The following is a 13,658-nucleotide window of genomic DNA, read 5'->3' as shown; positions in this document are numbered from 1 at the left end:
GCGGGGGGGCGTAGCGGGGGGATTTTATCTGCACATAACAAAACCCCCGGCAGGGCCGGGGGTTTTTAACATCACTCGTCGAGGAAGGAGCGCAGGTGCTCGCTTCGCGTCGGGTGGCGCAATTTGCGCAAGGCCTTGGCCTCGATCTGACGAATCCGCTCGCGGGTTACGTCAAACTGCTTACCGACTTCCTCAAGGGTGTGGTCGGTATTCATGTCGATGCCGAAACGCATGCGCAGTACCTTGGCTTCACGGGCAGTGAGGCCGGAGAGCACTTCGCGAGTCGCTTCCTTGAGGCTCTCAACGGTGGCGACATCGATCGGCGACTGCATGGTGGAGTCTTCGATGAAGTCACCCAGATGGGAGTCTTCGTCATCACCGATCGGGGTTTCCATGGAGATCGGCTCTTTGGCGATCTTCAATACCTTGCGGATTTTGTCCTCAGGCATTTCCATGCGTTCGCCCAGCTCTTCCGGAGTCGGTTCACGACCCATCTCCTGCAACATCTGCCGGGAAATGCGGTTGAGCTTGTTGATGGTCTCGATCATGTGCACCGGAATACGGATGGTGCGGGCCTGGTCGGCGATCGAGCGAGTGATCGCCTGACGGATCCACCAGGTGGCATAAGTCGAGAACTTGTAGCCGCGACGGTATTCGAACTTGTCCACCGCTTTCATCAGGCCGATGTTGCCTTCCTGGATCAGATCGAGGAATTGCAGGCCGCGGTTGGTGTACTTCTTGGCGATGGAGATCACCAGACGCAAGTTCGCTTCGACCATCTCTTTCTTCGCGCGGCGGGCCTTGGCCTCACCGATCGACATGCGACGGTTGATGTCCTTGATCTCGGCGACGGTCAGGCCGGTTTCGGCCTCCAGCGCGGTCAGCTTCTGCTGGCAACGAATGATGTCCGGTTGCAGGCGGGCAATGGCTTCAGCGTATTTGCTTTTGCCTTTGGCCAGTGCATCGGTCCAGCTTTCGTCGACTTCGTGGCCAGGGAACTGACGCAGGAAATCAGCACGTGGCATGCGGGCATCACGCACGCACAGTTGCATGATCGCGCGCTCTTGCTGACGCAGACGATCCAGGGCGCCGCGGACACGCTCGACCAGGCCTTCGAATTGCTTTGGCACCAGTTTGATCGGCATGAACAGCTCGGCCAGTGCCAACAGCTCGGCAATTGCCTGCTTGTTGTTGCGGCCATGCTTCTTCAGCGCCTTGCGGGTGATTTCCATCTGGTCGGCCACAGCGCCGAAACGCTGGGCAGCGATGACCGGATCCGGACCGCTTTCGGCTTCTTCTTCGTCGTCGCTGGCTTCGGCGTCGTCGTCATCGGTGTCGTCGTCGGCCTTGGCGGCTTTCGCGTCGATCGGCGGCGGCACTTCGGCTGCAGGCGGCGCGATACCGTCGTCCGGGTCGATGTAACCGCTCAGGACGTCGGACAGGCGGCCACCTTCGGTGGTGACGCGGGTGTACTCGGAGAGAATATGGTCAACCGTGCCAGGGAAGTGCGCGATTGCGCCCATCACTTCGCGGATGCCTTCTTCAATGCGCTTGGCGATTTCGATTTCGCCTTCACGCGTGAGGAGCTCTACCGTACCCATTTCACGCATGTACATGCGCACGGGATCGGTGGTGCGACCAATGTCGGTCTCGACCGCTGCCAACGCTGCGGCCGCTTCTTCAGCGGCCGCCTCGTCGGTATCGGCGTCGGCCAGCATAAGGGCATCCTTATCTGGAGCAACCTCGAATACGTTGATCCCCATGTCGTTGATCATGCGGATGATGTCTTCCACCTGTTCCGGATCTGAAATATCCTCCGGCAGGTGGTCGTTGACCTCCGCGTAAGTCAGGTAGCCCTGCTCACGACCCAATAGGATCAACTCTTTGATACGAGACTGCTGTTGCGCTTTTCCGGACATAACACCCTATCCACTGAAGGTCTTGGCGGGCAAAAAACAAGCCGAGGATTATACCTGAGCTGTGACCTCACGCGCCAGTTGAGGTCGGGTTTGATGCGCAAACATTGCGGCTGAGTAAATCGCGCAATTGGTTTTTCTCTTCGCTGGTCAACTCGCTCTGGCGAGCTTTTCGCAGAAGTTGTTCCAGATTTCGCTCGCGTTGGCGGGCGGACAAGCTAGTAATGGTGTCGAAAAACTGTTGTTCAAGGTTGTCTCCATCAATCAACCATTCCTTCTCGGCCAGGGCCTTCAACAGGCGCCCTTGTTCGGTGCCGTGCCACCGGGCGATCAACTGGAAAGAGTTAAGTTTGGGGTTCTTCTGCACGGCTTCAAGGAGTGCGATCAGCAATTGCGTATTGCTGTGGTCCTCGGCGGCGAAGTGCCCGGCGTCCTCGACCTTTTCAGCCAGTTGCGGGTGGTGCAGCAAAGTCCGCAGGGCGGCCAGTGTTGGTGGTTCGACGGCGGCCGGCACGCGCGGGGCACGTGGCTGGTCGCGATCGCCGCGCTTACCGTTCTTGTCCCAGGGTTTTTTGTCCCATTTCTTGCCGCCGCTGCCCGGTTTCTTGGGTGTCCATTCCTGCGCAGGCGCATAGTCCTGCTGAGGTTGATGATAGTCGGCGAAATCCGGCATCGCGTCGTAATCAATGCCTGGGTCGTAAGCCGGCGGTGCTTCCTGGGGGGCGCTGTGGACCAACTGATTGACCGCTTCACTGTTCAGGCCGGTGATTTCGGTCAGACGCTGGCGCATCAGTGTGCGCAAGTTGGCGCCGGGTACCTTGTCGATCAACGGTGCCGCGAGGGTGGCCATATGGGCCTTGCCTTCGAGGGAGCGTGGATCGGCTTCTTCGGTCAACTGCTGGAAAAAATAATCGGCCAGCGGTTGCGCGTGCTGGTTGATCCGCGCACGGAAAGCATCGGTGCCTTCGGAGCGCACCAGGGTATCCGGGTCCTCGCCCTCGGGTAAAAACAGAAAGCGCGCTCGCCGCCCATCCTGCAGGCATGGCAATGTCGCTTCCAGTGCTCGCCAGGCGGCATTGCGGCCGGCCTGATCGCCGTCGAAGCAGAACAGCACGCTGGGCACGACGCGAAACAGGCGCTTCATGTGCTCTTCGCTGGTGGCGGTGCCCAGGGTCGCAACGGCATTGCGCAAACCTTGCTGGGCCAGGGCGATCACGTCCATGTAACCTTCGACGACGATGATTTCGTCGAGGTTGCGGTTGTTCTTGCGCGCTTCGTACAGCCCGTAGAGTTCCTGTCCTTTATGGAATACCGGGGTCTCCGGGGAGTTCAGATACTTGGGTTTGTCGTCGCCCAGGACCCTGCCGCCAAACGCGATGATCCGTCCGCGCGTGTCACGGATCGGGAACATTACCCGGTCGCGGAAGCGATCATAGCGCTTGCCGGTTTCGGCATTCTCGATCAGCAGGCCGGCGTCGATCATCGCGCGCTGCTGCAAGGTGTCGCTGCTTAAGTGCTTGTACAGATTGTCCCAGCCGGGTGGGGCAAAGCCGAGGCCGAAATCCCGGGCGATTTCCCCGGTCAGGCCGCGGCCCTTGAGATAATCCACGGCTGCCTTGCGGGCAGGATGGCTTTTGAGGGCCTGGCGATAAAAATCGGCCGCCGCAGTCAGCAATGGGTAGAGCGGCGAGTCGGTGGGTTGGCGCGGTTTGTGCGCTCTGCCACTTTCCTCGCGGGGAATTTCCATGCCGGCGGCTTTGGCCAGTTCTTCGACAGCCTGGGGGAAGTCCAGGTTGTCGTGGTCCATGATGAAGCCGAGGGCATTGCCGCCAGCGCCACAGCCGAAACAGTAGTAAAACTGTTTGTCGGGGCTGACGCTGAAGGACGGGGTCTTTTCCTTGTGGAACGGGCAGCAGGCCGTGTAATTCTTGCCGGCTTTTTTCATTTGCAGGCGAGAGCTGACCACATCGACGATGTCGGTGCGGTTCAGGAGGTCGTCAATAAAGCTCTGGGGAATCAGCCCGGCCATGGCGTTCTCATCATCACTGCGCGAAATATGGACCCGAAATCAGCAGGCGTAACCGACTCTTGGTCTTGAGGCACGGTAAAACGGTGGCTCGACCGGGTCGTCTGCATCATCGCTGTCGGGAAGTGTATCTGCCGATAGTCCACTGACGTTAATCACTAATCAGTATTCGACTGTTTGAATATGTTGCGCTGAGTCCGGTAACGGCCGTTCAGGCCTCGGATCATCAGGCGGGCACGCAAGCAGGTGCCTTGGGCTGATCGTCGTTAGAGGAATCAGGGTGTGCTCGTCAGTAGCCTTGGAAGGCTCGTCAGAAGAGACGTGCACCGCTGGCAAAAGAGCCAGGTCTGACGTGGTAAAGCAGGTTGTCTCGGTCGCATGTGCGACTTTGACAGTGAAGCATCAAGCGTTTTCCGCAAATGCCATAAGCCCGGCTTGAGGGCCGGGCTTGGCAGAAGCTTGCTACGGACGTCTGTGTATTAGTACAGACGTACGGCGCGGCGCTGTTCGCGCTGAACTTTCTTGGCGTGACGCTTAACAGCGGCTGCTGCTTTGCGCTTACGCTCGGAAGTCGGCTTCTCGTAGAATTCGCGGCTACGAACTTCAGCCAGAACACCGGCTTTTTCGCAGGAGCGCTTGAAACGACGCAGAGCTACGTCGAAGGGTTCGTTCTCTTTTACTTTGACGGCTGGCATCCAGAGCTACCTTCATTCATTACCGGGGTCAACATCCTCGCGGCAAAAGAGCACTTGAAGACGTCGGTTTTTAAGGGTTGCGGATGTTAACCCCTCATCGCTCGGAATGCAAAGCCTCTGATCGAAAACCGCTGGTCGGGGCACAACGTGACGACTATTATGCGCGCCTTCGAATTCAGCCTCTACAAGGCGCAAACCCATGCTAGTACTGGGATTAGAAACCTCCTGCGACGAAACCGGTGTCGCATTATACGACAGTGAACGCGGCCTGTTGGCCGATGCGCTGTTCAGCCAGATCGACCTGCACCGCGCCTATGGCGGCGTGGTGCCCGAGCTTGCGTCCCGCGATCACGTCAAGCGCATGCTGCCCTTGATTCGCCAGGTCCTGGCCGAGGCCGGCTGTGTGCCGACCGAGATCGACGCCATTGCCTACACCGCCGGGCCGGGCCTGGTGGGCGCGCTGCTGGTGGGTGCTTCCTGTGCCCAGGCGCTCGCCTTCGCCTGGGGTATCCCGGCCTTGGGTGTGCATCACATGGAAGGTCATTTGCTGGCGCCGATGCTGGAGCCGCAACCGCCGGAGTTTCCGTTCGTCGCTTTGTTGGTCTCTGGCGGTCATACACAGTTGGTCCGGGTCGATGGCATCGGCCAATACGAACTGTTGGGGGAAACCCTGGACGACGCTGCCGGTGAAGCCTTCGACAAGACCGCGAAGATGATGGGCCTCAATTACCCGGGCGGACCGGAAATCGCACGGTTGGCGGCCCACGGAGTGGAAGGGCGTTTCGTCTTCCCGCGGCCGATGTGTGACCGCCCCGGCCTGGATTTCAGCTTCAGCGGCCTGAAAACCTTCGCCCTGAACACCTGGCAGCAATGCGTCAGCGCCGGAGACGACGGCGAGCAAGCCCGTTGCGACATCTCGCTGGCGTTCCAGCAGGCGGTGGTGGAGACTTTGACCATCAAGTGCAAGCGCGCCCTGAAACAGGCCGGACTCAAGCGTCTGGTGATCGCTGGCGGAGTCAGTGCGAACAAGGCTTTGCGCGTGTCACTAGAGAACATGCTTGGCAGCATGAACGGCGACGTTTACTACGCCAGGCCGGAGTTCTGCACAGATAACGGGGCGATGATTGCCTTCGCCGGGTGCCAGCGTTTGCAAGCCGGCCAGCACGAAAGCCTGGCAATCAGCGTGCAGGCGCGCTGGCCCATGGAGCAGTTGTCACCGCTGTAGGGCGTGTGGATTAAAAATGCCGTTCGCGCCCGGCAAACAGGTCGCGTAGATTGCCCCGGTGGCGCCAGACGATCAGTGCAACGAGTGCGGTTACCGGCAGCAAGGCCGCCGGCTCCTGCCAGGCCAGCAATGGCAGGATCAGCGGTGTGGCGATCAGGGCGGCCAGGGAGCTGGTACGGGTCAGGTAGAACGTCAGCAGCCAGGCAGCGACGGCCAGCAGGGCGGCGGGTGGATACAGACCCAGCAGCATGCCGGCGGCGGTGGCGACACCCTTGCCGCCGCGAAAGCGAAAGTACAGCGGGAACAAGTGACCGAGGACGGCGCAGACACCGATCCAGGCCTGTTGCTGCAACGAAAGTCCTGCAAGATTGGCGAGCAGAACCGGGACAAGGCCTTTGCAGAGGTCGCCAAGCAAGGTCAGGATGGCAAGTTTGCGTCCGGCCAGGCGCAGCATGTTGGTGGCGCCGGCATTGCCCGAGCCACTCATTCGCGGATCCGGGCGACCGGTCAGGCGGCTGAGCAAAATGGCGAAGGACAGCGAGCCAAGCAGGTAGGCGAAAGTCGCCAGTAACCAAAACATGCTAACTATTCCGGGCGAGGACGCCCTGATTCTAACGGCGCATTGCGCCCTTGTCGTGCTGCGGAGAAGAGTGCTTGGACAGAGTGTTTATCGAAGGCCTGGAAGTCGACACGGTCATTGGTGCCTACGACTGGGAGCGCGGCATCCGCCAGTGTCTGCGGCTGGATCTGAGTTTCGCCTGGGATAACCGTCCGGCCGCCGCCGGCGATGACCTGACCCTGGCGCTCGATTACGCCAGCGTATCGTCGCGCATCCAGGCATTTGCCGAGCATGCCCAGTTCCAATTGGTCGAGACCTTTGCCGAACGACTGGCCCAGGCGCTGATGGACGAGTTCAAGATTACCTGGCTGCGTCTGAAAGTGACCAAGCCCGGCGCTGTGCCGGCCGCCAGTGGCGTGGGCGTGGAGATCGAGCGCGGATGTCGCTGACTCAGGTTTTTCTCGGGCTCGGCAGCAATATCGAGCGCGAAGCCCACTTGTGCGCAGGTCTTGAAGCCCTTGCCGGTTTCCTGGTGGACATACGCTGTTCGGCGGTGTTCGAGAGCCAGCCGGTGGGGATCAAGAGCGGGCCTTTTTTCAATTTCGTCGTAGCTGCCTACACGGATCTGCCGCTGATGGAGCTGGACCGTCGCCTCAAGTTCATCGAAGCAGACAACGGTCGTTATGCGCCGGACCGTAAAGGGCTGCCGCTGGATATCGACGTGTTGTTGTATGGCGAGCAGGTCGGCAATTTCGACGGCTTGATCCTGCCCCGCGCCGAAATTCTCAAGAACGCCTTTGTCCTGTGGCCATTGTCGTTGATTGCACCCGATCGGATACATCCTGGCGTAGGCAAAAGCTTCGCGACTTTGTGGGATGAGTCGCAGATTGACCAGGTGTTGGCTCCGGTGGCTTTTGAATGGCGGGGTGTACCGCTCACGCCTTTGGAGCTGCTGTCAGGCCTCTGACGTCATCGCGAGCAGGCTCGCTCCCACATTGCGCCTGAGCGGCCCGCGATGCCTGTGGGAGCGAGCCTGCTCGCGATGGCCGAGATGCAAGCCGACACAAAGCTTTCTCAGCTCGCCGCGTCTTTATACGCTTTCAATGCCCGAAGACGCTCACGCTTGATCGCCTCGCCCAATTCAGGTCCCTTGAAGCCTTTTTCCAGCAAGGGCTGCACCGCTACTCCGCGTGCGGCCGCTGCCGCTCCACGCAGGTAATCCGCCTGTGGATAACTTCGACTCTCCAGGCCCTTGCGGCCGCGCGCATCCATCTCGCACGCGGCGATGAACTCCTCGAAGCGCTGAGGGCGGCGATACACGTCAAAACTCTGCAACAGCTCAAGCAAAGTGGATGCCTTCAGCTCAAGCGCACGATGGCCGTGGGTATGGTATTGACCGACCAATAAAGCCAACTCCTGACAGTCGCGCGGCGCCTTGAAACGTTCATTGACCGCCTTGATCAGCTTCAGGCCCGTGTGTTCATGGGCGATATGCCGGGGCCATTCGTGCGCGGGCGTCAGGCCTTTGCCCAAGTCATGCAGCAGGCACGCCCAACGAACTGTCAGGGGCTGTTCATGCAGCGCGGCCTGCTCCAGCACGCTCAGGGTGTGGACGCCGGTGTCGATTTCAGGGTGATGGGCCTCGGGTTGCGGCACGCCGAACAGTGCATCCACCTCGGGCATCAAGACTTTGAGGGCTGTGCAATCGCGCAGGACCTGGATAAACACCTGCGGTTGTTTTTCCATGAGAGCGCGGGAAATTTCTTTCCAGCTGCGTTCGGCGGTCAAGGCTTGCAGTTCGCCCGAGTCGCTGAGCTGGCGCATCAGTTCCAGGGTTTCGTCCGCCACTTTGAAACCGAGCGGAGCATAGCGCGCGGCAAAGCGGGCAACCCGCAGGACCCTGAGTGGATCTTCGGCGAACGCGGGGGAAACATGACGTAGCAGGCGGGCTTTGAGATCGCGTTGGCCGTGATACGGGTCGGTAAGATTGCCATGGTCATCTTCGGCCATGGCGTTGATCGTCAGGTCCCTGCGGATCAGGTCTTCTTCGAGGGTCACTTCAGGGCTGGCATGGAACACGAAGCCGCCATAACCGCGGCCACTTTTGCGTTCTGTGCGGGCGAGGGCGTATTCCTCCCCGGTCTTGGGATCAAGGAATACCGGAAAGTCAGCTCCCACCGGGCGAAAGCCCTTGGCGAGCATATCCTCGGCCGTAGCCCCCACCACGACCCGATCAATGTCGGTGACAGGAATGCCCAGCAGGCGATCGCGAACGGCGCCGCCGACTTTATAGATCTGCATAAAAAACCTCCGTTGGTCTGACAGGATAACCTTTGCGCCAGGCCTTCGGAGGTGAAAACGGGTTCAAAGATGAATGACAGCCAAGTCCAACCGGCCATAATCTCCTTCGGTTTGCTCGGTTCTGGGGGGCACGTGATGGGTTTTCATCACCTGCTCGCCTTGCAGGGTTTCGAGATGGATGTCGAAACCCCAGAGGCGGTGCAGGTGCTTGAGGACTTCATCGGTTGAGTCGCCCAACGGTTTGCGATCATGCGCCTGATGGCGCAGCGTCAGCGAGCGATCGCCCCGGCGATCGATGCTGTAGATCTGAACGTTGGGTTCGCGGTTGCCCAGGTTGTATTGCGCCGCCAGTGTCTCGCGGATGACGCGATAACCGCTTTCATCGTGGATGGCAGGCACCAGCAGGTCATCTTTCTGGTCATCATCGAGGATGCTGAACAGTTTCAGGTCGCGGATGACCTTGGGCGAGAGGTACTGGAGGATGAAGCTCTCGTCCTTGAAGCTGCTCATGGCGAATTTGATAGCGGACAACCAGTCCGAGCCGGCGATGTCCGGGAACCAGCGCCGATCCTCCTCTGTGGGGTTTTCACACATGCGCCGGATATCGCGGTACATGGCAAAGCCCAGTGCATAAGGGTTGATGCCGCTGTAATACGGGCTGTCGAAACCGGGCTGGAACACCACGCTGGTGTGGGACGTGAGGAACTCCATCATAAAACCGTCGGTGACCAGGCCTTCGTCGTACAGGTCGTTCATGAGCGTGTAATGCCAGAACGTGGCCCAGCCTTCGTTCATGACCTGGGTCTGGCGTTGCGGATAAAAATATTGAGCGATCTTGCGCACGATGCGCACGATCTCCCTCTGCCACGGCTCCAGCAGCGGAGCGTGTTTTTCAATGAAATAGAGGATGTTTTCCTGAGGCTCGGCAGGGAAGCGCGCGTTGTCTTTCTCGCTGTACTTGTCGGCCCCTTTGGGAATGGTGCGCCACAGATCGTTGATCTGCTTTTGCAGATGTTCTTCGCGATCCTTTTGACGCCGGCGTTCTTCTTCGGCGGAAATCGGATACGGTCGTTTGTAGCGGTCCACGCCGTAGTTCATCAGCGCGTGGCAGGAGTCCAGCAGGTCTTCCACGGCATCGATGCCGTGACGCTCCTCGCATTGCATGATGTATTGCTTGGCAAATACCAGGTAATCGATGATTGAGCTGGCATCGGTCCAGGTGCGAAACAGGTAATTACCCTTGAAGAAGCTGTTGTGGCCGTAGCAAGCATGGGCCACCACCAAGGCCTGCATGCAGATGGTGTTTTCTTCCATCAGGTAGGCGATGCAAGGGTCGGAGTTGATCACGATCTCATAGGCCAACCCCATCTGGCCGCGGCTGTAGGACTTCTCGGTACTGAGGAAGTGCTTGCCGTAGGACCAGTGGTGATAGCCCAAAGGCATGCCGACCGACGCGTAGGCGTCCATCATCTGCTCGGCGGTGATCACCTCGATCTGGTTCGGGTAAGTGTCCAGGGCATAACGGTCCGCGATACGGCTGATTTCCCGGTCGTAGGCCTGGATCAGCTCGAACGTCCATTCGGAGCCGGTGGAGATGGGTTGACGCTTCTGCTCTTTTTTGGCGGTCATGTCACTAACCTGCGCTGGAAGAGTTCACGGAAGACCGGGTAGATGTCCCCGGCCGAGACCAGTTGCTGCTGGGCAAATGTGTCGGAAAACGCTTCGGCAATGCGTTCATATTCGTACCACAAGGCCTGATGTTCCCGTGGAGTAATTTCCACATAGGTGTAGTACTGGACGAACGGCATGATCTGGTTGATCAGGATGTCGCGGCAAATGGGTGAATCATCGTTCCAGTTGTCGCCGTCGGACGCCTGGGCGGCGTAGATGTTCCATTCATTGGCCGGATAGCGTTCGGACATGATTTCCTGCATCAACTTCAGGGCACTGGAAACGATCGTGCCGCCGGTTTCCCGGGAATAGAAGAACTCCTCTTCGTCCACTTCCCTGGCGCTGGTGTGGTGGCGGATGAACACCACATCGATCTTGTCGTAGTTCCGTTTGAGGAACAGGTACAACAGGATGAAGAAACGCTTGGCAATATCCTTGGTGGCCTGGGTCATGGACCCCGACACGTCCATCAGGCAGAACATCACGGCCTTGGAGCTGGGGTTGGGTTGTTTCACCAGCAGGTTGTACTTGAGGTCGAAGGTATCGAGAAATGGCACACGGTGAATCCGCGCGCTAAGTTTTTCGATCTCCGCTTCCAGCTCCTGAATATCGCCAAAATTGTCGGGTTCTTCGCGCTTGAGGCGGGCGAGCTCCTCCTTTGTCTCGCGCAACTTTGCCCGGCTGCTGCCAGACAGCGCGATGCGCCGGGCATGGGCCGAGCGAAGCGTACGGATAATGTTGATACGCGAAGGATTGCCTTCATTGCTGATGCCGGCGCGCACCGTCTTGAACGTATCGGTGCCGGTCAGGTTGCGCTTGACCAGATTCGGCAGCTCGAGGTCCTCGAACATGAACTCCAGGAATTCCTCCTGGGTAATCTGGAACACGAATTCGTCCATGCCCTCGCCGGAGTTACCGGCCTTGCCTGGACCTCTCCCGCCACCTCCGCCTTGCGGACGCGGAATGTGTTCGCCGCTGGTGAATTCCTTGTTGCCGGGGTGCACGACAGTCTGTTTGCCGCCACGCCCGTGGTGAAGCACCGGCTCGTCGATGTCGCGTCCGGGGATGCTGATCTGCTCGCCATGTTCCATGTCGGTAATGGAACGGCGACTGACCGCCTCTTCGACGGCCTTCTTGATATGGTCGCGGTAACGCCGCAGAAACCGCTGGCGGTTCACCGTGCTTTTGTTCTTGCCATTAAGGCGTCGGTCGATCACATAGCTCATAGGTGGCCCTCTGGGCAGCTTCAAGTTCTCAGCTTCAAGCTGCAAGCCGCAAGCGCAGGGACGGTGAGCGCCCCTGCAGCTCAAGGCTTGAAGCTTGCCGCTGCTTCACTGCCTCACTGCGATTTCCGGACCCGCAGGTACCACTCGGAGAGCAGTCGTACCTGTTTGTCGGTGTAGCCACGTTCGACCATGCGTGTGACGAAGTCGTTGTGTTTTTGCTGGTCCTCCTTGCTGGCCTTGGCGTTGAAACTGATGACTGGCAGCAGGTCTTCGGTGTTGGAGAACATTTTCTTCTCGATGACCACCCGCAGCTTCTCGTAGCTGAGCCAGGTCGGGTTCTTGCCGTTGTTGTTGGCCCGGGCCCGCAAGACGAAGTTGACGATTTCGTTGCGGAAATCCTTGGGGTTGCTGATCCCGGCCGGTTTCTCGATTTTTTCCAGTTCCTCGTTCAGCGCCACGCGGTTGAGGATTTCGCCGGTTTCCGGATCGCGGTATTCCTGATCCTGGATCCAGAAGTCCGCGTAAAGCACGTAGCGATCGAAGATGTTCTGCCCATATTCGCTGTAGGACTCCAGGTACGCGGTCTGGATTTCCTTGCCGATGAACTCGATATAACGCGGAGCCAGATACTCCTTCAGGAAACGCAGGTAACGCTCGCGGGTTTCCGCCTGGAATTGTTCCTGCTCGATCTGCTGTTCCAGCACATACAGCAGGTGAACCGGGTTGGCTGCGATCTCGTGTGGATCGAAGTTGAAGACCTTGGACAGAATCTTGAAGGCAAAACGCGTGGACAGACCATTCATCCCTTCGTCGACCCCCGCGTTGTCGCGGTATTCCTGGATCGACTTGGCCTTCGGATCAGTGTCCTTGAGGTTCTCACCGTCATAGACGCGCATCTTCGAATAGATGTTGGAGTTTTCCGGCTCCTTCAGGCGCGACAGCACCGTGAACTGGGCAAGCATCTTCAGTGTGTCGGGGGCGCAGTGGGCCTTGGACAACGAGCTGTTGAACAGGAGCTTGTCGTAGATCTTGACCTCATCGGTGACTCGCAGGCAGTAGGGCACCTTGACGATGTAGATCCGGTCGATGAAGGCTTCGTTGTTCTTGTTGTTGCGGAAGGTGTGCCATTCCGATTCGTTGGAGTGCGCCAGCAGGATGCCGCTGAACGGAATCGCCCCGAGGCCTTCAGTGCTGTTGTAGTTGCCTTCCTGGGTTGCGGTCAGCAGGGGGTGCAGCACTTTGATGGGCGCCTTGAACATTTCGACGAATTCCATCAGGCCTTGGTTGGCCCGGCACAGCGCACCCGAATAGCTGTAGGCGTCGGCGTCGTTTTGAGGAAACTCTTCCAGCTTGCGGATATCGACCTTGCCCACGAGGGCCGAAATGTCCTGGTTGTTTTCATCCCCCGGTTCGGTCTTGGCCACCGCGATCTGGTTGAGGATCGAAGGGTAGAGCTTGACCACCCGGAACTGGCTGATGTCACCGCCGAACTCGGCCAGGCGCTTGGTGGCCCATGGCGACATGATGGTATTGAGGTAGCGGCGCGGAATACCGAAGTCTTCCTCCAGAATCGCGCCATCTTCGGTAGCGTTGAACAGCCCCAGGGGGGATTCGAACACGGGAGAACCCTTGATGGCGTAGAAGGGCACCTTTTCGATCAGTTCCTTGAGCTTCTCGGCCAGGGACGATTTACCGCCGCCGACGGGACCAAGCAGGTACAGGATCTGTTTCTTTTCTTCCAGACCCTGAGCTGCGTGGCGGAAATAGGACACGATCTGGTCGATGCACTCTTCCATGCCATGGAAGTCCTGGAAGGTCGGATAGCGGCGAATCACCTTGTTGGAAAAGATCCGCGAAAGCCTCGAATTGGCCGAGGTATCCAGCAGTTCCGGTTCTCCGATTGCCAGCAACAGGCGTTCCGCAGCCGATGCGTAGGCGCTGCGGTCCTGCTTGCAGAGATCGAGGTATTCCTGCAGCGAGTATTCCTCCTGCCGCGTGGACTCGAAACGTTGCTGGAAGTGGCTAAAAATACTCATGAC

Annotated in this window: 11 protein-coding genes; 3 read left to right on the top strand and 8 right to left on the bottom strand. The window is 58.9% G+C overall.

The genetic code is table 11. The features are described 5' to 3' along the window. Positions 1-71 precede the first annotated feature (71 nt). The 3 genes from rpoD to rpsU form a co-directional block, all read right to left on the bottom strand. Positions 72-1,919 carry an RNA polymerase sigma factor RpoD gene (gene rpoD, locus PSH91_RS24285; protein ID WP_047228083.1) on the bottom strand — a complete coding sequence of 616 codons (1,848 nt, stop codon included), beginning with the start codon at positions 1,917-1,919 and terminating at the stop codon, positions 72-74. A gap of 67 nt (positions 1,920-1,986) precedes the next feature. Further along, on the bottom strand, positions 1,987-3,945 hold the full coding sequence (gene dnaG / locus PSH91_RS24280; RefSeq protein ID WP_047228082.1) for a DNA primase: 1,959 nt from the start codon (positions 3,943-3,945) through the stop codon (positions 1,987-1,989). Between the two features lie 476 nt (positions 3,946-4,421). Then, entirely contained in the window at positions 4,422-4,637 is a 216-nt protein-coding gene (rpsU, locus tag PSH91_RS24275) for a 30S ribosomal protein S21 (RefSeq protein WP_002551877.1), read from the bottom strand. Positions 4,638-4,836: 199 nt separating this feature from the next. On the opposite strand from rpsU, the gene tsaD reads away from it, so the two are divergent. Beyond that, complete coding sequence (gene tsaD, locus PSH91_RS24270) at positions 4,837-5,862, top strand: tRNA (adenosine(37)-N6)-threonylcarbamoyltransferase complex transferase subunit TsaD (RefSeq protein WP_047228081.1); 1,026 nt, start codon at positions 4,837-4,839, stop codon at positions 5,860-5,862. A 10-nt stretch (positions 5,863-5,872) separates the two neighbouring features. On the opposite strand, the gene plsY is transcribed toward tsaD, so the two are convergent. Further along, entirely contained in the window at positions 5,873-6,442 is a 570-nt protein-coding gene (gene plsY, locus PSH91_RS24265) for a glycerol-3-phosphate 1-O-acyltransferase PlsY (protein ID WP_047228080.1), read from the bottom strand. A gap of 74 nt (positions 6,443-6,516) precedes the next feature. Here plsY and folB point away from each other — a divergent pair, with 74 nt between their 5' ends. Next, a complete protein-coding gene (gene folB / locus PSH91_RS24260; protein ID WP_305466879.1) occupies positions 6,517-6,870 on the top strand; it encodes a dihydroneopterin aldolase in 354 nt (117 codons plus the stop codon). Then, a complete protein-coding gene (gene folK, locus PSH91_RS24255; protein WP_047228079.1) occupies positions 6,861-7,388 on the top strand; it encodes a 2-amino-4-hydroxy-6-hydroxymethyldihydropteridine diphosphokinase in 528 nt (175 codons plus the stop codon). Before folB ends, folK begins: the two co-directional genes overlap by 10 nt. Before the next feature lie 107 nt (positions 7,389-7,495). Here folK and PSH91_RS24250 read toward each other — a convergent pair whose 3' ends face one another. The 4 genes from PSH91_RS24250 to PSH91_RS24235 form a co-directional block, all read right to left on the bottom strand. Further along, positions 7,496-8,722: a multifunctional CCA addition/repair protein gene (locus PSH91_RS24250; protein ID WP_047228078.1), complete on the bottom strand. Its 1,227-nt coding sequence runs from the start codon at positions 8,720-8,722 to the stop codon at positions 7,496-7,498. 63 nt (positions 8,723-8,785) lie between these two features. After that, positions 8,786-10,351, bottom strand: a complete 1,566-nt coding sequence (locus tag PSH91_RS24245) for a SpoVR family protein (protein WP_047228077.1) — start codon at positions 10,349-10,351, stop codon at positions 8,786-8,788. After that, positions 10,348-11,619, bottom strand: a complete 1,272-nt coding sequence (locus tag PSH91_RS24240; RefSeq protein WP_274090700.1) for a YeaH/YhbH family protein — start codon at positions 11,617-11,619, stop codon at positions 10,348-10,350. The genes PSH91_RS24245 and PSH91_RS24240 overlap by 4 nt, the downstream gene beginning before the upstream one ends. A gap of 113 nt (positions 11,620-11,732) precedes the next feature. Next, positions 11,733-13,655 (bottom strand): PrkA family serine protein kinase, encoded by a 1,923-nt coding sequence (locus PSH91_RS24235; RefSeq protein WP_047228075.1) that lies wholly within the window; start codon positions 13,653-13,655, stop codon positions 11,733-11,735. Between the last annotated feature and the right edge of the window lie 3 nt (positions 13,656-13,658).

Source organism: Pseudomonas sp. FP1154, assembly GCF_030687245.1.
GTDB classification, from domain to species: domain Bacteria; phylum Pseudomonadota; class Gammaproteobacteria; order Pseudomonadales; family Pseudomonadaceae; genus Aquipseudomonas; species Aquipseudomonas rhizophila.
This window is presented reverse-complemented; position numbering and strand designations above follow the sequence as displayed.

Bases quoted from the DNA above. Each gene is read 5' to 3' on its own strand.
- tsaD (WP_047228081.1), top strand. From the start codon at position 4,837: ATGCTAGTACTGGGATTAGAAACCTCCTGCGACGAAACCGGTGTCGCA.
- plsY (WP_047228080.1), bottom strand. From the start codon at position 6,442: ATGTTTTGGTTACTGGCGACTTTCGCCTACCTGCTTGGCTCGCTGTCC.
- dnaG (WP_047228082.1), bottom strand. From the start codon at position 3,945: ATGGCCGGGCTGATTCCCCAGAGCTTTATTGACGACCTCCTGAACCGC.
- PSH91_RS24245 (WP_047228077.1), bottom strand. From the start codon at position 10,351: ATGACCGCCAAAAAAGAGCAGAAGCGTCAACCCATCTCCACCGGCTCC.
- PSH91_RS24250 (WP_047228078.1), bottom strand. From the start codon at position 8,722: ATGCAGATCTATAAAGTCGGCGGCGCCGTTCGCGATCGCCTGCTGGGC.
- rpoD (WP_047228083.1), bottom strand. From the start codon at position 1,919: ATGTCCGGAAAAGCGCAACAGCAGTCTCGTATCAAAGAGTTGATCCTA.
- PSH91_RS24240 (WP_274090700.1), bottom strand. From the start codon at position 11,619: ATGAGCTATGTGATCGACCGACGCCTTAATGGCAAGAACAAAAGCACG.
- rpsU (WP_002551877.1), bottom strand. From the start codon at position 4,637: ATGCCAGCCGTCAAAGTAAAAGAGAACGAACCCTTCGACGTAGCTCTG.
- folK (WP_047228079.1), top strand. From the start codon at position 6,861: ATGTCGCTGACTCAGGTTTTTCTCGGGCTCGGCAGCAATATCGAGCGC.
- PSH91_RS24235 (WP_047228075.1), bottom strand. From the start codon at position 13,655: ATGAGTATTTTTAGCCACTTCCAGCAACGTTTCGAGTCCACGCGGCAG.